Source organism: Mesorhizobium sp. RSR380A (genome assembly GCF_054719385.1).
Map to the genome: position 1 here is coordinate 3359186 of NZ_JBTTIB010000001.1, position 25232 is coordinate 3384417.

Here is a 25232-nt window from a genome sequence, read left to right on the forward strand (position 1 = left end):
CGATCATTAACCTTAACAATCAGTTAACGTCTAGACAATACAACGCTTTTTAGACGGGCTTTTCAAGCGCAATTTAATGACGGGTCAGGGCGTGGCGAGTTTTGCCGCCGGCCGCAGCTCGGCGGCGAAAGGCCAGGTCACGTTGGACATGGTCTCTATGCCCGAGGCACTAAGTGCTGCGCCAAACAGGAAGCCCTGGACGAGGTCCGGCTTGACCGAATGCACCAGGATCTTCAGCTGTTCGAAGGTTTCCACACCTTCGATGGTGACGGTCAGCCCGAGCACGCGGGTCAGGTCGACGATGCCCTTCAACAAGTCGAGCGAACGCTTGTTCTGGGTCACGTCCATCAGGAACGAACGGTCGATCTTGATCTTGTCGAGCGGCAGCTTGTGGAGGTAGCTCAGGCTTGAATAGCCGGTGCCGAAATCGTCGAGCGCAATGCGCACGCCAAGCTGCTTCAGTTCCTCGATATACTGGCGCGTTAGCGATTTGTCGTCGAGCAGCGCGGTTTCGGTGACTTCGATCTCGAGGCGGCCGGCGGCGAGCCCCGAAGTGGCAAGCGCGTCGCGAACCTTCTGGACAACGTCGCGGTTGCGGAAATCCTTGGCCGAAAGGTTGACCGAGACGCTGGTCTGGCCCGGCCATTTGGCGCATTCGGCGCAGGCAGCCGCGAGCACAAAAGTGCTGATCTCGGAGATGATGCCCATTTCTTCGGCCAGCGGAATGAAGATGCTGGGCGAAACCGGCCCGAGATCGGGATGATCCCAGCGGCACAGGGCCTCGCAGCTGGCGATGCGCATGGTGTTCATCGCCACGATCGGCTGATAGACCACCCGCAGCGCCTTGCCTTCGACCGCCGTGCGCAGGTCGGCCTTCATCAGCTGGCGGTTGCGGAACGCCGCATCCATCGCTGCCTCGAACAGCCGCCAGTTGTTCTTGCCGAGTTCCTTGGCCTTGTAGAGCGCCAGATCGGCCTTGACGATCATGGCGTCGACATCGGTGTCGTCGACCCTGGACAGCACGGCGCCCGCGCTTGCCTGGATGCGCAGACCGTGGCCTGCGACGTCGACCTCGCCCTGCAGATCGGCAAAGATCTGGTCGAGCAGGCCCGTCAGATGGCTTTCATCCTCGACGCGGTCGAAGAAGATCATGAACTCGTCGCCGCCGAAACGGCTGACATTGACGCCTTGCCCGGCGACGGCCGCCAGCCGCTCGGCAACGGCATAGATAAGTCCGTCGCCGACCGGATGGCCGAGGGTGTCGTTGACGCTCTTGAAATCGTCGAGATCGAGCACCGCCAGGGCGCACAGGCGGTCGCGGCTGCCCGACGCCATGGCTTCACCGACCAGCTCATGGAAATACGCGCGGTTCGGCAGGCCGGTAAGGCTGTCATAGCGCGCCATGAAGCGGATTTTTTCCTCAGCCTCGACGCGGGCGGTGACGTCCTCGAAGGTGATGACACCGAGATCCTGATTGCCTTCGCGGGCCGAGAACTCATAGTGCTGGCCATTGGAGAAGGAGACCAGCACCTTGCGGTCGCGGCCCTCGCGCAAGGCGCGCGTCAGCTGCGCTTCGACATAACGACAGTCTTTCGGCGCCAGCATGCCTCCGGCGACGCCGCGCAGGAGCAGCGAATGGATCGACCGCCCGAGCAGTTGGTCAGGCGAGCGCAGCGACATCAGATGCGCGGCTTCGGCATTGCCGACCACGACCTTGCCGTCGGGGCCGAGCATGACCAGGCCATGCGACATGGTGTTGAGCGCGCGGTTGAAGCGCTCGGCGAGCCTGGCGGCCGTCTTGCGCTCCGAAATGGCGTTGAACAGCACGGTGCGGACGTGGCTGGCCATCCGGGTGATGATGAAGATGAACGGCACGATGTAGAGGCCGAGGATGAAATCGCCGAGATGTCCCTTGAGCATCAGCCCGACCGCGATCGGCAGCACGACCGTGAAGGCCTGCACCGCAACCATGGTCTTGGAGCCGTAATTGCGGCCGACAATGGTCACCGTCGAGCCCATTATGACGGCGATGGCGGCGCTTTCCCCGAAGACATCGGGAATGAGATAGATTGAGGTGAAGCAGAAAAGCCCCATGAAGAAAGCCTGGATGGTGCCGCCAACCAGGTAGTAGCGTTCCCACTTCTTGGCTTGTTCATAAGTTTCGAAACTGCCTATGCGCAGGCCTTTGCGGATGCCGTAGTAACGGTAAAGCCCCGCCGCAAGCATAAGCGCGGCCAATGCAAGATAGGCCGGATGCCCCGAGGTAAAATAAACCAGAATGCCGATGAGGCCATGGCAAAATGCGCCAATCAGCAGGATCCCGGGATCGTTGAACAACGATCGCACGAACCCAGCATAGACGTCCTCACCTATCTCTGCGGCTTTGTTTTCTTGCATGGCCTGCGGTGTCGCACGAACCGCAGTCATGTCACATTCGCCTTAAGAAAGGTTTAGAGATGCCGTTCCGACGCCTGGCGTCAAGTCGGCTCCATCGGCGTAAACCGCGAAAATTCGTGTTCAGGTAAACAAGGCGTATCGATCACTCGGCGGCCTGAAGTTCAGGCCGCGCCGGCGTGTTGGCCAGCCGCTCGACAAGCCTTGTGCGCTCGCCCTCTGCCTTTTCGGCGCTGGCTTGCCTGACATGGCCGTAGCCGCGAATGAGCGCCGGCACCGAGACAAGGGCGATGGCGGCCTCGATCCTGCCTGGCGCAAGTGCTTTGGCGACAAGCTCCAGATCGGCCTCATAGCGGGCCAGAAGCTGCCGCTCCATGCGCCGCTCGGCGCTGTAGCCGAACACGTCGAAGGCCGTGCCGCGCAGGCTTTTCAGCGCCGCCAGCAGGCGAAAACCCTTCATCATCCACGGGCCGAAGCTCGATTTCCTCGGCTTGCCGTCATTGCCGCGCCTGCCCATGATCGGCGGCGCCAGATGAAATTCGAGCTTTTCGTAGCTCTGGAACTGTTTTGACAGCTCCATAGCGAAGGAGCCGTCAGTGTAGAGCCGCGCCACCTCATATTCGTCCTTGATCGCCATCAGCTTGAACAGATTTTTGGCGGCTGCCTCGGTCACCGCGGTCGAGCCGGGCACGGCCTTTGCCTCGGCGGCACGCAGGACCGCCAGCCGCTCGACATAGCGCCTGCCATAGGCGGCATTCTGATAGGCAGAGAGGAAAGCGACGCGGCGGGCGATGATATCGTCCAGCGTCTCGGCGATCTCAGTGGCCTTGCTCGGTTGCGCGATGAGGCCGCGCACAAACTCCGGCTGATGCGCGGCGCGCCGGCCCCAGCGGAAGGCGGCGATGTTCATCGCCACCGCCTCGCCATTCAATTCAATCGCTCTTTCAACGGCTTGCGCGGACAGCGGCAGCCCGCCATGCTGGAAAGCGAAGCCGAGCATGAACATGTTGGCGCCGAGCGAATTGCCGAACAATTGGGTGGCGGTGCGCGTGGCGTCGAAGAAATGGGTCTTGTCTTCGCCGGCGGCAGCACGGATCGCCTTCTTCAGGCGCTCGATCGGCAGCGAGAAATCGGCCGAACGGGCGAACTCGCCAGGCATGATCTCGGCGGTGTTGGCGAGGAAGATGGTATGGCCTTCGCGTACCGCGCCAAGCACCTTCTTGGCGCCCGAGACGACGAGGTCGCAGCCGAGCACCAGGTCCGCCTTGCCGGCCGAAACGCGGATCGCGTGGATGTCGTCCGGGGTGCGGGCGATGCGGACATGGGTGAACACCGAGCCGCCCTTCTGGGCGAGGCCGGCCATGTCGATCATGCCGCAGCCCTTGTCCTCGAGATGGGCGGCCATGCCGAGCACAGCACCTATGGTGACGACGCCGGTGCCGCCGACGCCGTCGATGATCGCCGCCCAACCCTCGCTACCGAGCGGGAATTCGGCCGGCACCGGCACGCCGTCAAGCGGGTCGGAGCGGCCGGCAATGCCTTCGGCCTTCCTGATCTTGGCGCCGTGCACGGTGACGAAGGACGGGCAGAAGCCGTTGACGCAGGAGAAATCCTTGTTGCAGCTCGACTGGTCTATTCTGCGCTTGCGGCCGAACTCGGTCTCGACCGGCTGGATCGAGACGCAGTTCGATTGCAGGCCGCAATCGCCGCAGCCCTCGCAGACCAGTTCGTTGATGAAGACCCGCTTGTCGGGATCCGGGAAGGTGCCGCGCTTGCGGCGGCGGCGCTTTTCGGCGGCGCAGGTCTGGTCGTAGAGCAGCACCGAGACGCCCTTGACGTCGCGCAGCTCGCGCTGGACGAGGTCGAGGTCGTCGCGGTGGTGGATGGTGGCGCCGGAGGGGAATTCGGCCTTCCCCGCATATTTCTCCGGCTCGTCGGTGACGATGGCGATGCGCTCGACGCCTTCGGCGCGCACCTGCCTGGCGATCATGTCGACAGTCAGGCCGCCCTCATGCGGCTGGCCGCCGGTCATGGCGACGGCGTCGTTGTAGAGGATCTTGTAGGTGATGTTGGCATCGGTCGACAGCGCGAAGCGGATCGCCAGCGTGCCGGAGTGATTGTAGGTCCCGTCGCCGAGATTCTGGAAAATGTGGCCGCGCTTGGAGAATGGCGCCTGGCCGACCCATTGTGCGCCCTCGCCGCCCATGGCGGTGAAGCCGACCGTGTTGCGGTCCATCCACAGCGCCATGAAATGGCAGCCGATACCGGCGGCGGCGATCGAGCCGACCGGCACCTTGGTCGAGGAATTGTGCGGGCAGCCGGAGCAGAAGAACGGCGTGCGCGAACCGATATCGCTGGTGTCGGCAAGCATCGCCTGGAACTGGCGCAGCTTTGCCACCTTGGCAGTGATCTCTTCCGAAGGGCCGATTGTGCGCAGGATGCGCTCGCCCAGCGCAATGGCGATCTCGTTGGGGTCGAGCGCGCCCTTGGCCGGGAACAGCCAGTCGCCGCGCTCGTCCTTCTTGCCGACGATCATCGGCTGGGTGGCGGTGCCGTAGAGGTTTTCGCGCAGTTGCACCTCGATCAGCGAGCGCTTCTCCTCGACGACGACGATGGTGTCGAGGCCGCGGGCGAATTCGGCGATATGCTGCAGGTCGAGCGGCCATGGGCAACCGACCTTGAACAGGCGGATGCCGATGCGGCCGGCGGCGGCCTCGTCGATGCCGATGTCTTCCAGCGCCTGGCGGACATCGAGATAGCTCTTGCCGAGCGTGATGATACCGAGCTTCGGCGCGCGGCCGCCCGAATAGACGATGCGGTTCAGGCCGTTGGCATGGATGAAGGCGGATGCAGCGGCGCGCTTGTATTCATGCAGCCGCTCCTCCTGGCCGAGCATGTCGATCTCATCGCGGATGTTGAGGCCGCCGGGCGGCATATCGAACTCCGGCACGACGATGTTCAGGCGCTCGAGCGCGGCATCGACGGAGGCCGTGGATTCGATGTTGTCCTTGACGCATTTGATAGCCGCCCAGGTGCCGGCGAAGCGCGACATGGCAAAGCCGTAGAGGCCGTAGTCGATGATCTCCTGAACGCCGGCCGGGTTGAGGATCGGCACCATGGTGTCGACGAACAGGAATTCGGTGGCGTGCGCATTGGTCGATGATTCGGCCATATGGTCGTCGCCCATCAGCGCAAGCACGCCGCCATACTTCGACGATCCCGCGAGGTTGGCGTGGCGGAAAACGTCGCCGGAGCGGTCGACGCCCGGACCCTTGCCGTACCAGACCGAAAATACCCCGTCATGCTTGCCTTCGCCCAGCAATTCCGTCTGCTGAGAGCCCCAGCAGGCGGTGGCGGCAAGCTCCTCGTTGAGGCCGGGCTGGAAAACGATGTCGGCCTGCGCCAGCTGCTTTTTCGCCCGCCACAGCTGCATATCGAGGCCGCCGAGCGGCGAGCCGCGATAACCGGACACGAAGCCGGCCGTGTTGAGGCCGGCCCGGCGGTCGCGCTCGCGCTGCATCAAAAGCATGCGGATGACCGCCTGTGCGCCGGACAGGAAGATGCGCTCCTTACCGAGATCGAACTTGTCGTCGAGCGCGACGTCGTGCAGCGTCATCAGGCATTTCCTCGGCGGAGGCAGCACCGGGGGGCGCGCAGCCAACGTAGGAGTGAGATGGCGCAGTCTTTCTCCGCTTGCAAGGCAGGTCAAACGAAATCGAAAGTGCCAGGCAAAGCGCAACGAACGATCCGCTGCCGTCGCGTATCCGGCACGAAATCGGTCCGCGGCGGTTGTCCGGCGACCGAAAATTTCCACGCAGTCGCGCCCGGCAAAGACGCGTCAGCCTTTCGAGCAATCCGGCTTCGGCTCACCCGGCAGCTTGCCGTCGGGATGGCCGGCAAGATCGGGATTGGCCGTATAGAGCTGGTCGACCACCAGCGGCCGGTCGGGAAGGATCGACTGGTCCTCGCTCGACATCAGCGTGGTGTCGATCTTCTGCAGGAACGTGCCGTCAGGACCCCTGATGCTGATGGAGATCGCATAGGGTTTGTCCTTGACGATGCAGGTGAGCGCCGGGCTCTCCAGGCTGACCTTGTCGAGCTTCGGCCAGACCTTCTGCTCGACTACCAGGGGAGGGCCGCCGGCCGGATTCTGGAAACTGGCGACCGCCACCTGGCCTTCGCCCATCGGCTGCAGGGGCCGCAGCGTCACGACATAGGTCGCCCGGGCGAGACGGTAGTTGAAGACGACGACCTTGCCGGAAACCTCGAACAGCTTGCCGTCGCCGCCGGTGTCGCGGCAGGCGCCAAGCGCAACGGCTGCAATGAGCGCAGCACCGACAAGGATCGAACGAAAAACAACCCTAGGCATTGTTGACCTCATGGGGCGCCGTGCGGCGGCGGCGATAGTGACGGCTTGCTTTCTGGCGGTTGCCGCACACAGCCATATCGCACCAAAGGCGGCTGGAATTGCGGCTCCTGTCGACGAACAGCCAGCTGCAATTGGGACAGATCCTGAGCCTGGCGACCGTGTCGTCGCGCAGCAGCGACAAGGCCGAAACCGCCAGCGCCGCCTCGAACGCGATCGGCGTCGATGGGTCGCCGAACGGTCTGCCCGGTGCGCCGATTTCGGCCAGGCTCCGGTCGAGGCCGTTGGCGCAGGCCTTGAGAAAAGCGGCGAGGTCGCCGGCGGCAAGCGCACCTTTCGACACCGCGCCGCGAAACAGGCAGTCGGTCGTCTCGCGGATCGCCAGCACCACCGGGGCGATCCTGTCCGGCGAGGTCGCCTCCAGCGGTCTGCCGCCAAGCTCGGCACCGCGAAAGCCGCTTGCGGCATCGGCGAAGCGCGCGATCTCGGCCGGATCGTCAAAACGGTCGAAGGTCTTTTCCGGATCGTTGCGCAACACCACGGTGTTGGCCGTATCGAGCGCAAGAATGCCGCCGGTGAAGCGATGCGGGGTCCAAGATACCGTCATATCAGAAATCTAACCGATAAACCGCATTTGACAAGTTAGATTCTAGGATGCAAACCTTGGCGCGGGCTCCAGCGCAGGATTTTGTTGAGGCAAGTCGTTGCCCCAAAACCGCTTTGCACTTTTGGGCGACATGCCCTGAAAGCTGTCCATGCTCTATTTCTTCCAGCAGGTGCTGAACGGGCTGCATTCCGGCGCGCTCTATGCGCTGCTTGCCTTCGGCTACGTGCTGACCAACGGCATCCTGCACCGGACCAATCTCGCCTATGGCGCGCTGTTCGCCTTTTGCGGCCAGACGATGATCCTGACCGTGGCCTTCGGCTATCAGGTATTGTGGCTGACCTTGCTGGCGGCAGTGGTGCTCGGCGTCGTCACGGCTTTCCTTTATGCCGCGCTGATCGGCCACGTGCTGTCGCGCAGCGTCTTCGAACCGCTGGCCGACCGCACGCCCAATGCCATTGTGGTGACGACGCTCGGCATCCTGCTGGTGCTGTCGGAAGCAAGCCGTATCGCCGCCGACACGCATGATTGGTGGCTGCCGCCGATGCTGGCGCAACCCATTGTCTTCGCTCAGGATGCCGGCTTCCAGGCGACGCTGACGCTGATCCAGCTCATCGATTGCGCGGTGGTTCTGGCGGCCATCATGCTCGCTGCATGGGCGTTTGCCCGCTCGGGCTTCGGTCGCCGTTGGCGCGCCGTCTCCGACGATCCCAAAGCGGCTGCCATGTGCGGCGTGGACGTGCGCGCAGTGTTCCGGCATGCGGTGCTGTTCGGCGGTTTCTGCGCCGCGCTGGCCGGAATCATGGCCGCCCTTTACTACGGCAATGTCAGCTTCGGCTCCGGCCTCGTCTTCGGGCTGAAAATCCTGTTCGTGACGGCGGTGGGCGGCTATCTCTCTCCGCCTCGGGCCGCGCTCGGTGCGGCCGCCTTCGGCATGACGGAGTCGCTATGGGCCGGCTATTTCCCGATCGAATGGCGCGATGGCTGGATGTATCTGTTCCTGGTCGCGGCACTTGTGCTGATCGGTCCCGGCCGCGACCAGCAGAAGATCGCCTGATCGCCGCATCCGCTGTCAGACTTTGGTTGCATGACGCAGCAGCCGGTCGGCACTTATCCCCTGCCTCCCGTCACGACGGCGTTGATCGCGCCCATGCCATGTTGACCCGCCGAACCACGCACGGCATACCGTTGGGCCACAGCGGCGCGACGGAAAATAGGGGAGCCGGCGCGCCTTCGACCTCAGGGAGGAAATGCATGGCAGGGCTGCTCGCTCTATCCAGAACGATCGACCGTATGAACGAGTTCATCGGCCGGTGGATATCGTGGCTGATCCTGCTGGCAATCCTGGTCAGTGCCGCCAATGCCATCATCCGCAAGGTCTTCGACGTCTCGTCGAATGCCTGGCTGGAACTGCAGTGGTACCTGTTCGGCGCCGCCTTCATGCTGGCCGCCGCCTACACGCTGAAACAGAACGACCATATCCGCATCGACATCGTCTACGGCATGTGGTCGCGCCGCGTGCAGCACTGGATCGACCTGCTCGGCCATGTCTTCTTCCTGATGCCGTTCGTGACGCTGATGGTGATCTATTTTATACCCTACGTGTCGCTGTCGTTCCGCAGCGGCGAAATGTCGAACAATTCCGGCGGCCTGATCATCTGGCCGGCCAAGGCGATCCTGCTCGTCGGCTTCTTTCTGCTGGCGCTGCAGGGCATCTCCGAGATCATCAAGAAGATCGCCATCATGCGCGGCGACATGGACGATCCCAATCCGTTCATCTCGGTGCACGAACAGGCCGAGCTCGAGGCGAAAGCCCTTGCCGAAGAAGCCAAGGCGCTCGCCCAGGAGGCGCGCCCATGATCGAGTTCATCGCCCAGAACATGGCGCCGATCATGTTCGCCTCGCTGATCATCTTCCTGCTGATTGGCTATCCCGTCGCTTTCTCGCTCGCCGCAAACGGCCTGATGTTCTTCTTCATCGGCGTTGTGCTGTCGCCCTATTCGGGCGGCTCGATCAACCTGGCGTGGCCGCTGCTGCATGCGCTGCCCGACAATTTCTACGGCAGCCGGGTGATGTCGAACGACACGCTCTTGGCGATCCCGTTCTTCACCTTCATGGGCATCGTGCTCGAACGATCCGGCATGGCCGAGGACCTGCTCGACACGATCGGCCAGCTGTTCGGCCCGGTTCGCGGCGGCCTTGCCTATGCGGTGATCTTCGTCGGTGCGCTGCTGGCAGCAACCACCGGCGTCGTGGCGGCGTCGGTCATCGCCATGGGCCTGATCTCGCTGCCGATCATGCTGCGCTACGGCTATGACCGACGACTGGCGTCGGGCGTCATCGCGGCATCCGGCACACTCGCCCAGATCATCCCGCCGTCGCTGGTGCTGATCGTTCTGGCCGACCAGCTCGGCCGTTCGGTCGGCGACATGTATGCCGGCGCGCTGATCCCCGGCCTGGTGCTGACCGGCCTTTACACGCTCTACATCCTGATCATGTCGGTCGTCCGGCCGAACTCGATGCCGGCGTTGCCGCTGGCGGCCCGCACGCTTGGCCACGGCGTGCTGTCGCTGCTCGCGGCACTGCTGGTGGCAGTCGCGGCTTCCTATGCGGCCTATCGCTACCTTGCGCCGGCGCATGGCGACAATGCCGATATCCTTGGCGCCAGCATCGGCGTGATCCTGATCTATATCGTGGCGATCGCCGACAAGGGCCTGAACATCAACATGGTGTCCAGGCTGGCGCAGCAGGTGATCATCGTTTTGATCCCGCCTCTGGCACTGATCTTCCTGGTGCTGGGCACCATCTTCCTCGGCATCGCAACCCCGACGGAGGGCGGCGCCATGGGCGCGGTTGGCGCCCTGGCGATGGCGGCAATGAAGGGGCGGTTGTCGCTGGAGGTCATCAAGCAGGCGCTGGCTTCGACGACCAGGCTTTCCTCCTTCGTGCTGTTCATCCTGATCGGCGCGCGGGTGTTCTCGCTGACCTTCTACGGCGTCAACGGCCACGTCTGGGTCGAGCATTTGTTGACGTCGCTGCCGGGCGGCGAAGTCGGCTTCCTGATCGGCGTCAACATCCTGGTCTTCGTGCTCGCCTTCTTCCTCGATTTCTTCGAGCTCGCCTTCATCATCGTGCCGCTTTTGGCGCCGGCAGCCGATAAGCTCGGCATCGACCTGATCTGGTTCGGCGTGCTGCTCGGCGTCAACATGCAGACCTCCTTCATGCACCCGCCTTTCGGCTTTGCGCTGTTCTACCTGCGCTCGGTCGCCGCGCGCGTGCCCTATCTCGATCGCCTCACCGGCAAGCAGATCGCGCCGGTGACCACCGGCCAGATCTATTGGGGCGCCGTGCCCTTCGTCTGCATCCAGGTGATCATGATCGGGCTGACCATCGCCTTCCCGCAAATGGTCATGCGCTACAAGGGTGCGGCCGTCGATCCGGGAACGATCGAGATCAACTTGCCTGATATGCCAGGCCTTGCGCCTCTCGGCACACCACCACCAGCCAACGGTGGCCCATCACCCGCGGCGCCACCGTCGAACGATCTCTCGCAGCCGCCGAATTTCGGCGAGACGCCGCCCGCCAAGCCGGCGGCGCCGGCGACCGACCTGTCGCAGCCGCCGAACTTCAACTGATGTGTGAACACTGAGAACCTGAGTGAGGATGTCATGAGAGCCGTGCGCCTGGAAGCCGTGGGCAGCATTGCGCTACGGGAGGTCGACAAGCCTGTTGCGGGACCGCAGGACGTTCTGGTGCGCGTCGAAGCCTGCGGCGTTTGCGGCACCGACCGTCACCTCCTCCACGGCGAATTCCCTTCGAGCCCGCCGGTGACGCTTGGTCACGAATTCTGCGGCATCGTGGAGGCTGTCGGTGATGCGGTTTCCGGCATCGCCATCGGTGACCGTGTTACCGGCGATCCCAACATCTTCTGCGGACGCTGCAGTCATTGTCGGGCTGGCCGGGTCAATTTGTGCAGCAATCTCAGGGCCATCGGCATCCATCGCGACGGCGGCTTCGCCGACTACGTCGTGATGCCGCAGAGCCAGGCCTTTCTTCTGCCTGCGAACCTCAAGCCAACGCATGGCGCCTTCTGCGAGCCGCTGGCCTGCTGCCTGCACGCTGTCGACCTCGCCGGAATCAGACCCGGCGCTGCCGTGGTGGTGCTTGGTGGCGGCGTCATCGGCCTGCTTACCGTGCAATTGGCGAGGCTCGCAGGAGCGGCGACCATCATCCTGTCGACGCGGCAGGCCTCCCGCCGGGCGCTCGCTGAAGAACTCGGTGCAACGGCGACGGTCGACCCAAACGCGGTCGACCCGATCGAGGCGATCGCCGGCCCAGCCGGTCTTGTGCCCGGCGGGGCCGACGTGGTGCTCGAATGCGCCGGTGTCCCCGATACCGTCGAACAATCGATGCGGCTGGCGAAGTCCGGCGGCTCGGTGGTGATCGTCGGCGTGATGCCGCAAGGCGTGAAAGTGCCCTTCGAACCGTTCGACATCCTGTTTCGCGAACTGAAGGTTCTCGGCTCGTTCATCAACCCCTTCACCCACAGGCGGGCGGCGGACCTTGTCGCGTCCGGCGCAATCGAGATCGACAAGCTCATCTCAAGGCAGGTCGGCCTGGAGGAAGCCGCCTCGGTGATCGCCAATCCGGCAGCGCCCGGCGAGGTCAAGGTGTTGGTGGTGCCGGGCATGGAATGAAGGGCAGCCTCAATCCTGCGGCGTTGGCGATTGGCGAAACGGCGATGACCGCGCCCCTCTCCCCGTCACTATACGGGGACAGGATGCCGGCAGGCAGGTGAGGGGTAGCGTCAACGCTCGGAAAAATAAGCTATAATTTCGGGGCGGCTACCAAGCCCAAGGCGATCGATCGCCGAAGTTTGCGCCGCCCTCATCCACCTGCCGGGACCTTCTCCCCGTATAGTGACGGGGAGAAGGGACAGATCCCAGCCTACAGTTTGCCGTTGCGCTGCTGGACCATCATGAAGGTGTCGTAATTGTACTCGGCCACCTGCGCCCACAGATAGTGCTCCTTGCGGAAGCCCTTGATCGAGTCCCAGATCTTCTTGAACGGTGCGTTGGTGGCTTCCATTTCGGTGTAGACCTCATTGGCCTTCTCGAAACAGGCGGCCATGATGTCCTGGCTGAACGGGCGCAATTTCGCGCCGCCGGCCACCAGCCGCTTCACCGCCGCAGGATTGAGAAAATCGTATTTCTGCAGCATGTTGGCGTCCGCCGCCTGCGCGGCGGTGTGCACAAGCGACTTGTAGGCGGGCGACAGCTCCTCGTACTTGGCCTTGTTGAACAAGAGATGGACGGTCGGGCCGCCTTCCCACCAGCCGGGATAGTAGTAATAGGGCGCGACCTTGTAGAAGCCGAGCTTCTCGTCGTCATAGGGGCCGACCCATTCGGCGGCGTCGATCGTGCCTTTTTCCAGCGCCGGATAGATGTCGCCACCGGCGATCTGCTGCGGCACGACGCCGAGCTTCTGCACCACTTTGCCGGCAAAGCCGCCGATGCGCATCTTGAGGCCGGACAGGTCGGCGACGGTGTTGATCTCCTTGCGGAACCAGCCGCCCATCTGCACGCCGGTGTTGCCGCCGGGCAGGCCGAAAAGACCCTGCGTGGCAAGAAACTCGTTGAACAGGTCGATGCCGCCGCCATGATAGTGCCAGGCGTTCATGCCGCGCGCGTTGAGCGAGAACGGCACCGCCGCACCGAGCGCCCATGTCGGGTCCTTGCCCCAATAATAGTATGACACCGTGTGGCAGGCCTCGACGGTGCCGGCAGTGGTGGCGTCGGCGGCCTGCAGGCCGGGCACGAGTTCGCCGGAGGCGAAGACCTGGACCTGGAAATTGCCGTCCGTCGCCTCAGACAGCATCTTGGAGAAGACTTCGGCGCCGCCATAGATCGTATCGAGTGACTTGGGAAAGGATGACGCCAACCGCCACGTCACTTTCGGATTGGACTGGGCGATTGCCGGTGCGGCTAGCGTAGCGGCAGCCGCCGCTGCGCCCACGCCGGTGACCCCGGCCTTGCGGATGAATGAACGACGATCCATGCAGTTCCTCCCTATTGGACCAACAACCGATATCAGGGACATCTCCTCACGTCCGGTATCGATTTGCCCGAAACAATACACGGGCAAAAGGTCGAGTCCAGCATGGTGGCGGGATTTGACGGCGGCGCTGGCGACAAATCCGCGGGCCGGCCGGCCAGCCTGCAACTATAGTCTAACGTTCGCCGCGTGGCCCATGCGAGATGGCGAAACTTGCCATGGAAAAGCGCCTTCGGATCGCCTATTTTGCAGGCACAATAGCTATTCGCTTCGCGCCAAATGGAATCCGGACCCAAAATGCACCAGCCGCTCGTCGCCATATCAACCGACGTCCGTCAGTTCGACAACTACACCTGGCATGCCGTCCCGCAGCAATATATCGAGGCAGCACTTTCCGGCGCCGGCGTGTTCCCGCTTTTGGTGCCGTCATTCGGTGACCGGCTCGACTTCGACGAGCTGTTGTCTTCGGTCGACGGTGTCATGGTCACTGGCTCGAAGTCCAACGTGCATCCATCGCTCTATGGCGGCGACGCCAGCGAAGCCAACGGCCCCTACGACCCGGCGCGCGATTCCACCACGCTGCCGCTAATCCGCAAGGCGATCGAGCGCGGCGTGCCGCTGCTTGCCATCTGCCGCGGCATCCAGGAGTTGAACGTTGCGCTGGGCGGCACGCTTGGCACCGAGATCCAGGAGCGCGAAGGCTCGCTCGACCATCGCGCGCCGGTGAGCGACAACCAGGACGAACGCTTCGCCATTCACCAGACCATTTCGATCAAGCCGGGCAGCTGCCTGGCCGGCGTGTTTGGCGCCGGCGACATCAAGGTCAACTCGCTGCACCGCCAAGGCATCGACCGGCTCGGCTCGAAGCTGCAGGTCGAGGCGGTTGCCGGCGACGGCACGGTGGAGGCAGTTTCGGTGAAGGACGCCCGCGCCTTCGCCGTCGGCGTGCAATGGCACCCCGAATACTGGGTCAAGTCGGACGGCAACTCGGCCAAGATCTTCCGCGCCTTCGGCGATGCGGTGCGCCTGCATGCGGCGGCGAAGGCCGGCGCGCGGGCGGCGGCGGAATAAATCCCGACGATCAATTGCCGGCGGATTGATCCCGTTCGCCGGTTGTCGCCAGCGAAAGCAGCGGCGTGGCCGGAGCGTAGGATTCGTAGCCGTCGCCATCCGCAACCGAGAAGGTGACGATCGGGTCGGTGCCGTCGGCGCTGAACGCGATCGTGCCGTCCTCGCCCTCTCGCCAGAATTTTGCCCGCTCGATCCCCGGCAGCAGCCCGCGGCAGTTCGGCGCCACGGTCAACAGCGACAGGCCATCGTCAATCGCGGCGCCGCGGCTAACCGCGCAGTCGCCTTCGTCGCCATTGGCGACCAGCCTGAAGGTGGTTGCCGGCCTTGCTTCATTGGCCGAACTTTCACTGCTGCCGCCGTGAAACAGCTGAAAGCCGGCGAAAAGTGCCGCTGCCGCAATCAATGCCGGAAGTTTCGTCATCTTGCACTCCGCGCCCCCCGGCGCAGATGCAGAATGATTCCAAAGCGTTAAGCCGACGTTAACGAGTGTGGCAGACAGCCGCTCAGCTTCGTGGCTTGACTTGCGCCGTCTCCGGCACCGGGGTCAGTGGCCGGCGCTCGCTGAACCAGGATACCAGATTGTCGACGCACAGATCCGCCATGGCGCGGCGCGTGTGGTGCGAGGCCGAACCGACATGGGGCAAAAGCGAGGTGTTGGGCGCCTCCAGCAAAGCCTTGGGCACATTCGGTTCATCGGCGAAAACATCGAGCCCGGCCGCGGCGATGGTGCCGTTGGCAAGCGCTGCGGCGAGGTCTGCCTCGTCGACCGTGCTGCCACGGCCGATGTTGACGAAAACGCCGTTGGCGCCAAGCGCCGCCAGGATTTCGGCATTGACCGCCTTCTCCGTGGAAGCGCCGCCCGGCACTACGGAAATCAGCGTATCGACCGCTTCGGCAAGGCCCTTCAGCGTCGGGTGGTATTCATAAGCCAGACCTTCGACCTTGCGCCTGTTGTGGTAGGCCACCGGCAGCCCGAACGCTTCCAGCCGGCGCGCAATGGCAAGGCCGATGCGGCCCATGCCGAAAATGCCGACATGCCGACCGCGCAAGGTCAGCCGGCTCAGGGGATAGTTGCCCTTCTTCACCCAACTGCCGTCGCGCAGCCATTTCTCGGCGTTGTAAAGTTCACGCACGGTGTTGAGCAAAAGGCCGATCGTGGTGTCGGCGACCTCCTCGGTCAAAACATCGGGGGTGTTGGTGACCATGATGTTTTTCTTGGCCGCATGGCCGGCATCGACCGAATCATAGCCGACGCCGAAGGAGGCGATGAGTTCGAGGTTGGGCAATGCATCCATCAATGCCGCATTGACGCCGGCAAAGGACGCAATGGCGCGCACGTCATGGCGCATCTCCTCGGTGACCAGGGCGGGATCGGCTCGCTCTATCTTGACCCGCTTGAAGGTGCGGTCGATGCGCTCGACCGCATGGTCGTTGAAATGTCCCGGCACCAGAACGGCGACGGTCTGCAACGCATCAGTCTTGGTCATTCACGCTCCACCGGCTTGCCGGTCGACTGGCGCACATGCAGTTCCGGCTTGATCAGTTCCTGTGACGGCCGTACCGCCTGTCCGTTCAGCTTGTCGAGCAGCGCGCTGGCGGCACGGCGGCCGACCTCTCGCTGGCCATTCCAGACTGTGGTGAGCGCCGGTGTCGCGATTGCCGCCTCCTCGAGATCGTCATAGCCGGTGACCGAGATGTCGGCGCCCGGCACCAGGCCGGCGCGGGCAATGCCGTTCATCAGGCCGATGGCGACCAGATCATTCCAGCAGCAAGCGGCGGTTGGCTTGTCTTTAAGTGCCAAAAACTGTCCAGCCGCCTCGAATCCGCCCTGCTTGGTGCGCGGCCCGGCGATGCGCCAGGACGGCCTGACCTCAAGCCCGGCGGCCTCCATGGCGTTGAGATAGCCCTGGTAGCGGTCGCGCCCTGTCGAGGTCTGGTCGGTGCCGCCGATCATGGCGATGCGCTTGTGCCCGAGCGAGATCAAATGATTGGTGGCAAGTGCCGTGCCATAGGCATCGTCACCACGAAACACCGGCACGTCGGCGCCTTCCACGCTGCGTGCGATCAGCACCGCCGGCAGGCCGTTTTCCTCGGCCATGACGATGTCGGAAGCCGGCGTGCCGATGGCCGGCGACATGATGACGCCGTCGGCGCCAAGCTGCAGCAGCGTATCGATGAAGGTGCGTTGCTTTTCCAACTGGTCATAATGGTTGGACAGGATGAAGGTCTGCCGGCTGCGATCGAGTTCGCTTTCGATCGAGCGCAGGATCTCGGCGAAGAACGGGTTCATGATGTCGTGCACGACGACACCGACAATGCCCGAGCGCGAGGTGCGCAGTGAGGCGGCGCGGCGGTTGTAGATATACCCGATGGCCCGCGCATGTTCCTTGATGCGGTCACGCGTGGCGCCGGCGACCAGCGGGCTGTCGCGCAAGGCGAGGGAGACCGTGGCCGTGGACACGCCAAGCGCATCCGCGATCGTCGAAAGCTTGATCTTTTGTGCCAGCCCTTCGCTCCCCGAGTTTTTTTAAAATTTTTTAAATGCGGCGTTATGCCATCGGATTCGGAGCAAATCAAAGTTTTTTCGCCAGCGCCTCCGCCTCGGCATCGACGGTCGTGCGATTGCGCAGCCGCAAACGGTGCTCGCGATGGATGATGTAAAGGCCGCTGGCGACGATGATGGCAGCACCCACCAGCGTCCAGCGGTCGGGGAACTGGTGGAAGATGATCCAGCCGGACAGGATCATCCAGACCATCTGCGAATAGGGGTACGGCGCCAGCGCCGTGGTGGTCGCCAGGCGGTAGGCCTGCACCAGCAGCCAGTGGCCGCCGGCGCCGAACACGCCCAGCATCACCAGTATGAACCAGTGCCAGCCATCCTGCGGCAGCCCATGCGAGAACGGCAGCATCGGCAGAAGCAGCACGGCCGGCGCCAGCGCCGAAAACAGGATCAGGCTTTCCGAGGTTTCGCTGGCTGACATCCGCCGCGTCATGATGACGTAAAAACTGTTCGACAGCATCGAGCCGAGCGCGAAAAGATGGCCGATGCCGAACACGCCGATGCCCGGCCTTGTAATGACGAGCACGCCGACAAAGCCCGACAGGATTGCCAGCCAGCGCCGCCAGCCGGCCCATTCACCAAGCAGCGGTCCGGCAAGGGCGGTGATCACCATCGGCCCGAAGAAGTAGATCGAGGTGGTCTCGGCCAGTTGAAGCGTTTTGAGCGCCATGACGTTGCACATGGTCGAGCCGAACAGCAGACCGCCGCGCAGGATGTGGGCCGGCAAATTGTTGGCGCGGAAGCGCGACGGCTCGCGCCAGCCGCGCAGGAAGACGCCGACAAGCAGGACATGGACGGTGAAGCGGGCCCAGGCGACGATCAGCGCCGAGACGCCGGCCAGCACCAGATATTTGCTCGAGGTGTCGAGAAAGGTGAAAAAGACATAGGTCGAAAGCATGAACAGCATCGCCGCGGGCGGCGTTGCGCTTTCGTCTGATTTTGCGGGAACGTTCAAATGTCAGGCCGGGCAGGGAGGATCAACGCTTAACCTTTGCGGCAATCGCCTGCGCCCGGCAAGCCAAAAGCGACTGGCACAACAGGCGTCTGAGACAGGTTCAGCGCAGGCCGATCCGATGCCAGCTAAGGCGCTTTGCGTTCCGCTGCGACGTTCTGACATCCGGTGCTTTGCCGTCGGATGCCACTTGCGCCTGGAGATGAAGCCACAACGCCTCGGCGACGGGTCCATGCGGTCGGTCGCGCCGGCGCACCGCCGCCAGGATCTCCGTCCGGCCGGGCAGATGTGCACCAGCGATCGAGATCAGCCTCCTATCCCGCAGTTCGTCCTCGATCAGCCATGCCGGCAGATGGCCCCAGGCCAGTCCGTGAAGGATCAGCTCCTTCTTCATCAGATGATCCGGCGCCGAGCACTGATGCGCACCGTCGATGAGGAAATAGCTCTCCGGCGCTGGCCGCCGCGCCGTGTCGCGGATCACGCACTGGGTGAAGGGCCGCATCTGCTCCGGCGCAATCTCGCGGCCAGGCGCGAACGGAAGGAACCCAGGCGCCACCACCGGCACGAGGGGCACCGCGCAGAGATCGATCCGCTCGAGATGCGGATCGGAAGGATCCGCGCGATGGAAGATGAGGTCAGCCGAGCCTTCCATCAACCGTTCGAGCGGACCGCCGACCGCCTCGTACTCCAGGTGCAGGCGTGTCCCGGTGCGTTCGGCAAAGAAGCCGCTGAGCATACGCAGGATTTGCGGTCGCGGGCAGAGATCACCCATGACGACACGCAGGACCGTCTCCTCGCCACTCGCCAACTGGCCCGCATAGGTTCGCAGATGGTCGAGCTCGCGCAATGTCAGCTGCGCTCGCGCGTGAAACTCGCGGCCCGCCTCCGTCAGCCCCACCCGATATCCGCTGCGGTCGAGAAGTGTGAGCCCGAGCAACTGCTCGAGGCGTGCGACAGCGGCGAAGACGGATGGATGCGATCGGTTCAAGGCAAGGGCGGCCGCCTGGAAGCTGCCCTCGCTTGCCACGGCGTCAAAGCACCGTAGGTCGTGGAGTTTCAGACCATTCATTATCGCCAAAACCTACTGAGATTGTCCAATCATAGTAATTTTCCTGGATAATTACGAGGCCTAGGGTGGCTCATTCAAAGGGCGGCGGGAGCATCGAACTCCTTTCGCCAGGGTGAGATGAGGACCAGATGACTGACACGCTTTATTTTACGACGGGCGACGGCTGCCGGATCGCCTATCAGCTGGCGGGGGCCGGCCCTGTGCTTGTGCTCTCGAATTCCATTGCGACGAACCTGCATATGTGGGACCGGCAGCTTGCGGAATTTGCCGGATCTTTCCGGGTGCTGCGCTATGATCTGCGCGGCCACGGCAGTTCCGATGCTCCGGCCGGAGCCTATTCGCTCGATCGGCTGGGCCGCGACGTCCTTGAGTTGCTGGATGCGCTTCAGATCGCCCGCGTGCATTTCTGCGGGCTGTCGCTGGGCGGCTTCGTAGGGCAGTGGCTGGGTATCCATGCCCCGGACCGCATCGAGCGTCTCATCCTTTCCAACACCTCGCCACATCTCGGGCCGGCTTCTTACTTTGACGAGCAGATCCGTACTGTCCTTGCTGCGAGCAACATGTCGGCCGCCGCGGACATGTTCATGCACAACTGGTTTCCCGCCTCGATGCTTGCCGGCCCAAACGAAACCGTCGACGCGTTCCGCGCGATGGTCCTGGCGACGCTGCCCCAAGGTCTCGCGGGATGCTTCGCCGCCGTACGCGATTGCGATCTGCGCCGGACTGTCTCCCTCATTACCGCCCCCACTCTGGTGATCGGTGGAGAAGACGACAAGGTAACGCTGGCAAGCCACAGCGAGGCGATCGCAGCCAGCATCCCCGGCGCCACGCTTACACTGCTTCCGGGCGTCCATATGCTGAACGTCGAGCGGCCGACTGAATTCATGAGCGCCGTTACACGCTTCCTGCTGAATTAGGCGTGCATGCGGGCGCCCTTGGTGATCTTGTCGACGAGTTTCTTGTCGGCACGCAGCGCGATGCCGACGATCTTGGCGTCCTCAGGGCCGAACTCGGCGAAGACGGCGCGGTTGGCCGCATCGAAGCCGGTGGCAAACATCTCCTCGACATAGGCTGACGCCGTCACGCCCCGCTCCAGCGCCTTCCGGTGGATGGAGTTGAGCGTCGGCCCATCGGCCGAAAGCACGATGACCGGCTGGATCGACAGAGGATTGTAAAGGTTGCCGGCGCGGTCGCGGTAGGGTTCGCCGATAATGTCGGGGAATTGCGCGACGACGCCGCTGCTCAGGAAGGCCGTGACGTTGAGCTTTTGCCAGACGGCGAGATCGTCCCGCAGCACGATTGCAAATTTCGTATCGAACACCAAAATGAGGACTCCGGAGCACGCCCATGAAGGGCAGGGATAGGTGATGACGCACGATCTAGACGGTGAGGCGACACAGGGTCTTGGACGTTCGTGCGCGGATGAAGACCGGATCGTCTCGGCGCCAGGCAGGACCGGCATCGAGCGCATCGAGGCGCATTTCCATGGCAAAGCCTTCGACCTGCACCGTCATGATACGCTTGCCGTCGGCGTGACGCTTTCCGGTGTGCAGCGCTTCCACTACAGGGGCACTGTCAACCACAGCCTGCCCGGCCAGGTTATCGTGCTGCATCCCGACGAAGTGCACGATGGCGGCGCCGGGACCGAGGATGGTCTGCGCTACCGGATCCTCTATCTGGAACCCTCACTGCTGCTCGACTGCCTCGACGGCGCGCCGCTGCCTTTCGTCAGGGATGCTGTGGTCAGCGATCCTGCCTTGCGTGGCACGCTGCTTTCGGCCCTGTCGCCGCTCGATGAGGAACTGAACGAGCTGTTCGTCGCCGATTTCGTTGCGGAGCTGGCGCGGCATCTGGGGCGTCATGCGGGACAGAAGGCAAAGCCGATGGGGAAGTCGGCCTCGCGTGCGGCAGCGCTGGCGCGCGGCTATCTCGAGGAGAATGCCGAGCGGTCCGTTCGTTCCGATGAGCTGGAAGCCGTCACCGGGCTCGACCGCTATGCGCTGTCACGCCATTTTCGCGCGACCTATTCCACCAGCCCGCATCGGTTCCTGCTGATGCGCCGGCTGCAAAAGGCAAGACGGATGATCGAGATCGGCGAACCGCTGGCCGAGATTGCCGTCGGCGCCGGCTTCAGCGACCAGAGCCATTTCAACAGACATTTCAAGAAAGCATTCGGCCTGACGCCCGGCCGCTGGTCGGCGCTGGTGCGCGGCCCTTCGGTGGCGGCCTAGCTCAAGACACGCGGCCGCCGTGCCGGTCAGTCGTCGATGTCGGCGTCGTCGTCGACGAGCACCAGCTCCTCGTTCGACAAATTGGCCTCGATGCGGGCGAGCAGCTTGAACAGCGTCTTCTGTTCTTTCTTGTCGAGGCCCTTCAACGCCTGCTTCTCGGTCTTCTTAACCGACTTCTCGATGGCGTGGATGATCTCGCGGCCGGTGTCGGTGAGAAAGATATGCGCCTGGCGTGCATCCGCGGAAGAGGCGCGCTTTTCCAAAAAGCCCTGGGCCTGCAGCCGGTTTATGGTCTTGGTGATGGTCGGCGGGCGCACGCCGAGGCGGCCGGCGAGATTGCCGGGCGTCTGGCCGTCCTCGCGGTCGAGCGTCAGCATGATCTGGTCCTGGCCGGCATAGAAGCCATGCGCCAGAAGCCGCGCCGCCAGCGCGGTCCTTGCCAGCCTTGCCGCCGAATGCAGCCGGCTCATCGTTGCAGTCTTGTCCGCCTTGGCCATGGTGATCCCTCTTCGGCCGTACCGGTGCGTGCAGCATAGACGCAGCCGGCCGGTTGGCAATCGACGATCCAAAAGATTCCGGCTTTCGAAACAGCTTTGCCGGCAAGCATTTGTGGTGCTCGAAATGGTGATGCCAGATGTTTATTTCAGTTAGATGACAAACGAGTTTCCGCCAAGGCGATTGCAACGGTTTGACGCGGCGCGGCTCAGCACAGGTCAACGAAGAGGCGTTTCCGGCGACACGTTGATGGTCGGCATCCCTCGCACTCGGCCTCTCGGTCTACCCACCCGCTTCGTCAACCTGGGTCAAACACCCAGGCGGTTTGCCTCGTGCAAAAGGCCGGCACACATCCTATATCAGGCCAACAATCCCTTCTTGCGGCCCGCAATTCCGTGGCCCAGCCATTTCGAGGCAAGATATGAGCGAAGCACAGACGCAAATCCCCGTGACCGTTCTCACCGGCTATCTCGGCGCCGGCAAGACGACGCTGCTCAACCGCATCCTGTCGGAAAACCATGGCAAGCGTTATGCCGTCATCGTCAATGAATTCGGCGAGATCGGCATCGACAATGATTTGATCGTGGAATCCGACGAGGAAATCTACGAAATGAACAATGGCTGCGTCTGTTGCACGGTGCGCGGCGACCTGATCCGCGTCGTCGAAGGCCTGATGCGCCGCCCGGGCCGCTTCGACGCCATCGTCGTCGAGACCACCGGCCTTGCCGATCCGGTGCCGGTGGCGCAGACCTTCTTCATGGACGACGACGTGCGCTCCAAGACCAGGCTCGACGCTGTCGTGGCCCTGGTCGACGCCAAGCACCTGCCGCTCCGGTTGAAGGATTCCAAGGAAGCCGAGGACCAGATCGCCTTCGCCGATGTCGTCGTGCTCAACAAGACCGACCTGGTGACGCCCGAAGAGCTGGCCAAGGTCGAGGCCACCATCCGCGCCATCAACCCGGCGGCCAGGATCCACCGCACCACGCGCGCCGGCGTGGCGCTGTCCGAAGTGCTCGACCGCGGCGCCTTCGACCTGTCGCGCGCATTGGAGAACGACCCACATTTCCTCGAGGCGCACGATCATGATCACGACCACCATGACCATGACGGGCACGATCACCACGACCATGATCACGACCATCATCATCACGATCACGCGCATCCCTCCGACATCCATGACGTGACCGTGCAGTCGGTGTCGCTGCGCGGCGGCGAGATGGACCCGAAGAAATTCTTCCCGTGGATCGAGAAGATCACTCAGATGGAAGGTCCCAACATCCTGCGGCTGAAAGGCATCATCGCGCTCAAGGGCGACGACGAGCGCTATGTCATCCAGGGCGTGCACATGATCATCGAAGGCGACCACCAGCGCGCCTGGAAAGACGGCGAAAAGCATGAGAGCCGGCTGGTGTTCATCGGCCGCGAGCTTGACGCCGAGCGGCTGAAGAAGAGCTTTGACGCCTGCCAGGCGGCCTAAACGCCTCAGAGGGTTGATTTTGGCGTGATGTACACATATGATGTGTACATCACGTTGAGGAGACAATTTATGCCGCGGCCCGCCGACAACAAGACTGAGCGCTATCAGATTCGCATTGCGCCCGCGCATAAGGCGATGATTGCACGCGCCGCTGCGTTGTCTAACCAGGATGTTGCCGACTTCATCCTCAACAGGATCGTTCCCGAGGCGCAGGCTGTTATCGAAGCGGCTGAGATTACGAAAGTATCCGATCGTGATTTTGCACGCATACTCGACCTGTTGGAAAACCCGCCGAAACCCAACGCTAAACTTCGAGCGGCGATAGCCGCCTTGCCAGATACGCTGTGACCCTTCCGTCCTGGCATGAGCAGCCCATTACTAAACAGCACGATCGGGCTTCGTTTGATTGCGGTGATACGCAAATGAACGATTTTTTGCGAAGGTTCGCGCGACAAAGCCACGAGCAGAATGCGGCAAAGACCTTTTGCGCAATAGACGATAGAGCCCCGGAGCGGATTTTGGGTTTCTACACAATTGCTCCGTCTGCCGTACCTCACGACGCCGTACCCACGGCGATGACGAAAGGGTTGGCGCGGCACGAAGTCTCTGGGTTCAAGCTTGCACGTCTTGCGACGGATCTCAGTGTTGCGGGTCACGGATTGGGTGGGCAGTTGCTTGCGGCCGCTGCGCTGCGCTGCTTACGCCTGGCTGGCGAAGGCGGCGGCATCCTGCTCATCATTGACGCCAAAAGCGAGCGGGCAGCGAGTTGGTATGCCGGCTACGGTGCAGAGTCTCTTCTAGACCAACCACTGACGCTGATAATGCCGCTCGCGACCTTCGCGACGGAGTTGCGAACAAACAGGCTGCTTTGATGCCTACCTTCTTGCCTTTGGCGACCGCCACCAATCCCTGGTGATTGCCGATGAGGGAAACGTCAAGTAAGTCGCCAAGACAAATTCGAAACCTCCTTCGCCCAGGAAGCCATGCCCACAGTTGCCCCCCTTGACCTGGAAGGTCACTGCCTTGCCGCCGTCTTCCTCGACAACGTGCCGCATTTTGCGCTGGCCGATGGGACAGTTCATAGGCTCGACAACGGCCACAAGGCAATTCAGGCCAATGACGGCCTGCTCTCCACGTTCCATGACGCCGCCAACGACCGCCTGATCACCGGCGGCGAGGACGGCAAGATTTTTGCTGTCACCGCAGGTGGCACCGTCGGCGAATTGGCGAGCGCCGGCAAGAAGTGGATCACCAGCGTCGCCGCCGGGCCGCAAGGCGCTATCGCCTATGCCACAGGCAAGACTGCCTTCGTGCGCTTTGCCGACGGCAAGACCAAAGAGTTTGCCCATCCGCGTTCGGTCGAGGGGCTGGCCTTCTCCCCCAAGGGCATACGCTTCGGCGTCGCCCGCTACAATGGCGCGACGCTGCATTTCCCGGCCGCCGAGGGCAAGCCGGTGGAGCTGGAATGGGCCGGTGCCCATACCGGCGTCACCTTCTCGCCGGATGGCGCCTTCCTCGTCACCACCATGCAGGAAAACGCGCTGCATGGCTGGAAGCTCGCCGACGGCAAGCACATGCGCATGACCGGCTATCCCGGCAAGGTCAAAAGCCTGTCGTGGAGCGTGAAGGGCAAATGGCTGGCGAGTTCCGGCGCGCCGGCGGCGATCGTCTGGCCGTTTTCGGGCAAGGACGGCCCGATGGGCAAGGCGCCGCTGGAGCTCGGCACGCGCGGCAACGCCATGGTGACATCGGTTGCCTGCCATCCGAGCCAGGATGTCGTCGCCGTCGGCTATGATGACGGCATGGTCATGGCGGTGCGCTTTACCGATGCCAAAGAGGTGCTGTTGCGCCGCCCGGGCAAGGGCGCCATCACCGCGATGATGTGGGATAAGGAAGAGCGCCGGGTCGCCTTCGGCAGTGCCGCCGGCGACTGCGGCGTCATCGATATCTCGGCGTGAC

The 25232-nt window shown here is 63.2% G+C and carries 23 protein-coding genes; 11 read left to right on the forward strand and 12 right to left on the reverse strand.

Going from position 1 to position 25232, the window contains the following annotated elements; translation table 11 throughout:
- Positions 1-84: 84 nt before the first annotated feature.
- The 4 genes from ACYG9Z_RS16340 to ACYG9Z_RS16355 all read right to left on the reverse strand — a co-directional run bounded on the left by ACYG9Z_RS16340 (position 85) and on the right by ACYG9Z_RS16355 (position 7367).
- On the reverse strand, positions 85-2427 hold the full coding sequence (locus ACYG9Z_RS16340; protein ID WP_031205657.1) for an EAL domain-containing protein: 2343 nt from the start codon (positions 2425-2427) through the stop codon (positions 85-87).
- Between the two features lie 112 nt (positions 2428-2539).
- Complete coding sequence (locus tag ACYG9Z_RS16345; RefSeq protein ID WP_023752466.1) at positions 2540-6010, reverse strand: indolepyruvate ferredoxin oxidoreductase family protein; 3471 nt, start codon at positions 6008-6010, stop codon at positions 2540-2542.
- 222 nt (positions 6011-6232) lie between these two features.
- Positions 6233-6763 (reverse strand): hypothetical protein, encoded by a 531-nt coding sequence (locus ACYG9Z_RS16350; protein ID WP_023729725.1) that lies wholly within the window; start codon positions 6761-6763, stop codon positions 6233-6235.
- Complete coding sequence (locus tag ACYG9Z_RS16355; protein WP_023683519.1) at positions 6756-7367, reverse strand: CGNR zinc finger domain-containing protein; 612 nt, start codon at positions 7365-7367, stop codon at positions 6756-6758. Before ACYG9Z_RS16355 ends, ACYG9Z_RS16350 begins: the two co-directional genes overlap by 8 nt.
- A gap of 148 nt (positions 7368-7515) precedes the next feature.
- On the opposite strand from ACYG9Z_RS16355, the gene ACYG9Z_RS16360 reads away from it, so the two are divergent.
- The 4 genes from ACYG9Z_RS16360 to ACYG9Z_RS16375 all read left to right on the forward strand — a co-directional run bounded on the left by ACYG9Z_RS16360 (position 7516) and on the right by ACYG9Z_RS16375 (position 12061).
- Positions 7516-8421, forward strand: coding sequence for a branched-chain amino acid ABC transporter permease (locus tag ACYG9Z_RS16360; RefSeq protein ID WP_023752465.1), 906 nt, complete (start codon positions 7516-7518; stop codon positions 8419-8421).
- A 197-nt stretch (positions 8422-8618) separates the two neighbouring features.
- Positions 8619-9224 (forward strand): TRAP transporter small permease subunit, encoded by a 606-nt coding sequence (locus ACYG9Z_RS16365; protein WP_023671348.1) that lies wholly within the window; start codon positions 8619-8621, stop codon positions 9222-9224.
- On the forward strand, positions 9221-10999 hold the full coding sequence (locus tag ACYG9Z_RS16370; protein ID WP_460222834.1) for a TRAP transporter large permease: 1779 nt from the start codon (positions 9221-9223) through the stop codon (positions 10997-10999). Before ACYG9Z_RS16365 ends, ACYG9Z_RS16370 begins: the two co-directional genes overlap by 4 nt.
- Positions 11000-11032: 33 nt before the next feature.
- Entirely contained in the window at positions 11033-12061 is a 1029-nt protein-coding gene (locus ACYG9Z_RS16375) for a zinc-dependent alcohol dehydrogenase family protein (protein ID WP_023694709.1), read from the forward strand.
- Between the two features lie 250 nt (positions 12062-12311).
- Here ACYG9Z_RS16375 and ACYG9Z_RS16380 read toward each other — a convergent pair whose 3' ends face one another.
- Positions 12312-13421, reverse strand: coding sequence for a TRAP transporter substrate-binding protein (locus tag ACYG9Z_RS16380; RefSeq protein ID WP_023671351.1), 1110 nt, complete (start codon positions 13419-13421; stop codon positions 12312-12314).
- A gap of 294 nt (positions 13422-13715) precedes the next feature.
- Here ACYG9Z_RS16380 and ACYG9Z_RS16385 point away from each other — a divergent pair, with 294 nt between their 5' ends.
- The gene (locus ACYG9Z_RS16385) at positions 13716-14489 is read left to right on the forward strand and encodes a gamma-glutamyl-gamma-aminobutyrate hydrolase family protein (RefSeq protein WP_023703661.1); all 774 of its coding nucleotides are present in this window, start codon (positions 13716-13718) and stop codon (positions 14487-14489) included.
- Positions 14490-14499: 10 nt separating this feature from the next.
- On the opposite strand, the gene ACYG9Z_RS16390 is transcribed toward ACYG9Z_RS16385, so the two are convergent.
- The 5 genes from ACYG9Z_RS16390 to ACYG9Z_RS16410 all read right to left on the reverse strand — a co-directional run bounded on the left by ACYG9Z_RS16390 (position 14500) and on the right by ACYG9Z_RS16410 (position 19070).
- The gene (locus tag ACYG9Z_RS16390) at positions 14500-14910 is read right to left on the reverse strand and encodes a hypothetical protein (protein WP_023683514.1); all 411 of its coding nucleotides are present in this window, start codon (positions 14908-14910) and stop codon (positions 14500-14502) included.
- An 82-nt stretch (positions 14911-14992) separates the two neighbouring features.
- Positions 14993-15976, reverse strand: coding sequence for a 2-hydroxyacid dehydrogenase (locus tag ACYG9Z_RS16395; RefSeq protein WP_023671354.1), 984 nt, complete (start codon positions 15974-15976; stop codon positions 14993-14995).
- The gene (locus ACYG9Z_RS16400; RefSeq protein ID WP_023752463.1) at positions 15973-16995 is read right to left on the reverse strand and encodes a LacI family DNA-binding transcriptional regulator; all 1023 of its coding nucleotides are present in this window, start codon (positions 16993-16995) and stop codon (positions 15973-15975) included. Before ACYG9Z_RS16400 ends, ACYG9Z_RS16395 begins: the two co-directional genes overlap by 4 nt.
- A 67-nt stretch (positions 16996-17062) precedes the next feature.
- Positions 17063-17947 (reverse strand): DMT family transporter, encoded by an 885-nt coding sequence (locus ACYG9Z_RS16405; RefSeq protein ID WP_032886143.1) that lies wholly within the window; start codon positions 17945-17947, stop codon positions 17063-17065.
- 157 nt (positions 17948-18104) lie between these two features.
- Positions 18105-19070, reverse strand: a complete 966-nt coding sequence (locus ACYG9Z_RS16410; RefSeq protein ID WP_023689239.1) for a LysR family transcriptional regulator — start codon at positions 19068-19070, stop codon at positions 18105-18107.
- A gap of 128 nt (positions 19071-19198) precedes the next feature.
- On the opposite strand from ACYG9Z_RS16410, the gene ACYG9Z_RS16415 reads away from it, so the two are divergent.
- Positions 19199-19987 carry an alpha/beta fold hydrolase gene (locus tag ACYG9Z_RS16415; RefSeq protein WP_023752462.1) on the forward strand — a complete coding sequence of 263 codons (789 nt, stop codon included), beginning with the start codon at positions 19199-19201 and terminating at the stop codon, positions 19985-19987.
- Here the strand turns inward: ACYG9Z_RS16415 and ACYG9Z_RS16420 are convergent.
- Positions 19984-20391 carry a DUF2000 family protein gene (locus tag ACYG9Z_RS16420; protein WP_023714565.1) on the reverse strand — a complete coding sequence of 136 codons (408 nt, stop codon included), beginning with the start codon at positions 20389-20391 and terminating at the stop codon, positions 19984-19986. The genes ACYG9Z_RS16415 and ACYG9Z_RS16420 overlap by 4 nt on opposite strands.
- A 46-nt stretch (positions 20392-20437) precedes the next feature.
- Between ACYG9Z_RS16420 and ACYG9Z_RS16425 the strand changes: the two genes are divergently transcribed.
- On the forward strand, positions 20438-21301 hold the full coding sequence (locus ACYG9Z_RS16425) for an AraC family transcriptional regulator (protein WP_023752461.1): 864 nt from the start codon (positions 20438-20440) through the stop codon (positions 21299-21301).
- 26 nt (positions 21302-21327) lie between these two features.
- Here ACYG9Z_RS16425 and ACYG9Z_RS16430 read toward each other — a convergent pair whose 3' ends face one another.
- Entirely contained in the window at positions 21328-21798 is a 471-nt protein-coding gene (locus ACYG9Z_RS16430; protein WP_023694717.1) for a MarR family winged helix-turn-helix transcriptional regulator, read from the reverse strand.
- Between the two features lie 419 nt (positions 21799-22217).
- On the opposite strand from ACYG9Z_RS16430, the gene ACYG9Z_RS16435 reads away from it, so the two are divergent.
- The 4 genes from ACYG9Z_RS16435 (at position 22218) to ACYG9Z_RS16450 (ending at position 25231) form a co-directional block, all read left to right on the forward strand.
- Positions 22218-23273, forward strand: coding sequence for a CobW family GTP-binding protein (locus ACYG9Z_RS16435; protein WP_023694718.1), 1056 nt, complete (start codon positions 22218-22220; stop codon positions 23271-23273).
- 69 nt (positions 23274-23342) lie between these two features.
- Positions 23343-23621, forward strand: coding sequence for a type II toxin-antitoxin system TacA family antitoxin (locus ACYG9Z_RS16440; protein ID WP_023689244.1), 279 nt, complete (start codon positions 23343-23345; stop codon positions 23619-23621).
- Positions 23618-24145, forward strand: coding sequence for a hypothetical protein (locus tag ACYG9Z_RS16445; protein ID WP_023752460.1), 528 nt, complete (start codon positions 23618-23620; stop codon positions 24143-24145). Before ACYG9Z_RS16440 ends, ACYG9Z_RS16445 begins: the two co-directional genes overlap by 4 nt.
- A gap of 111 nt (positions 24146-24256) precedes the next feature.
- Positions 24257-25231: a WD40 repeat domain-containing protein gene (locus ACYG9Z_RS16450; protein WP_023689246.1), complete on the forward strand. Its 975-nt coding sequence runs from the start codon at positions 24257-24259 to the stop codon at positions 25229-25231.
- The last annotated feature ends 1 nt before the right edge of the window (position 25232 follow it).

Coding starts and splice junctions, on each gene's coding strand:
- ACYG9Z_RS16340 (WP_031205657.1), bottom strand. CDS start 2,427: ATGACTGCGGTTCGTGCGACACCGCAGGCCATGCAAGAAAACAAAGCC.
- ACYG9Z_RS16345 (WP_023752466.1), bottom strand. CDS start 6,010: ATGACGCTGCACGACGTCGCGCTCGACGACAAGTTCGATCTCGGTAAG.
- ACYG9Z_RS16350 (WP_023729725.1), bottom strand. CDS start 6,763: ATGCCTAGGGTTGTTTTTCGTTCGATCCTTGTCGGTGCTGCGCTCATT.
- ACYG9Z_RS16355 (WP_023683519.1), bottom strand. CDS start 7,367: ATGACGGTATCTTGGACCCCGCATCGCTTCACCGGCGGCATTCTTGCG.
- ACYG9Z_RS16360 (WP_023752465.1), top strand. CDS start 7,516: ATGCTCTATTTCTTCCAGCAGGTGCTGAACGGGCTGCATTCCGGCGCG.
- ACYG9Z_RS16365 (WP_023671348.1), top strand. CDS start 8,619: ATGGCAGGGCTGCTCGCTCTATCCAGAACGATCGACCGTATGAACGAG.
- ACYG9Z_RS16370 (WP_460222834.1), top strand. CDS start 9,221: ATGATCGAGTTCATCGCCCAGAACATGGCGCCGATCATGTTCGCCTCG.
- ACYG9Z_RS16375 (WP_023694709.1), top strand. CDS start 11,033: ATGAGAGCCGTGCGCCTGGAAGCCGTGGGCAGCATTGCGCTACGGGAG.
- ACYG9Z_RS16380 (WP_023671351.1), bottom strand. CDS start 13,421: ATGGATCGTCGTTCATTCATCCGCAAGGCCGGGGTCACCGGCGTGGGC.
- ACYG9Z_RS16385 (WP_023703661.1), top strand. CDS start 13,716: ATGCACCAGCCGCTCGTCGCCATATCAACCGACGTCCGTCAGTTCGAC.
- ACYG9Z_RS16390 (WP_023683514.1), bottom strand. CDS start 14,910: ATGACGAAACTTCCGGCATTGATTGCGGCAGCGGCACTTTTCGCCGGC.
- ACYG9Z_RS16395 (WP_023671354.1), bottom strand. CDS start 15,976: ATGACCAAGACTGATGCGTTGCAGACCGTCGCCGTTCTGGTGCCGGGA.
- ACYG9Z_RS16405 (WP_032886143.1), bottom strand. CDS start 17,947: ATGCTTTCGACCTATGTCTTTTTCACCTTTCTCGACACCTCGAGCAAA.
- ACYG9Z_RS16410 (WP_023689239.1), bottom strand. CDS start 19,070: ATGAATGGTCTGAAACTCCACGACCTACGGTGCTTTGACGCCGTGGCA.
- ACYG9Z_RS16415 (WP_023752462.1), top strand. CDS start 19,199: ATGACTGACACGCTTTATTTTACGACGGGCGACGGCTGCCGGATCGCC.
- ACYG9Z_RS16425 (WP_023752461.1), top strand. CDS start 20,438: ATGACGCACGATCTAGACGGTGAGGCGACACAGGGTCTTGGACGTTCG.
- ACYG9Z_RS16430 (WP_023694717.1), bottom strand. CDS start 21,798: ATGGCCAAGGCGGACAAGACTGCAACGATGAGCCGGCTGCATTCGGCG.
- ACYG9Z_RS16435 (WP_023694718.1), top strand. CDS start 22,218: ATGAGCGAAGCACAGACGCAAATCCCCGTGACCGTTCTCACCGGCTAT.
- ACYG9Z_RS16440 (WP_023689244.1), top strand. CDS start 23,343: ATGCCGCGGCCCGCCGACAACAAGACTGAGCGCTATCAGATTCGCATT.
- ACYG9Z_RS16450 (WP_023689246.1), top strand. CDS start 24,257: ATGCCCACAGTTGCCCCCCTTGACCTGGAAGGTCACTGCCTTGCCGCC.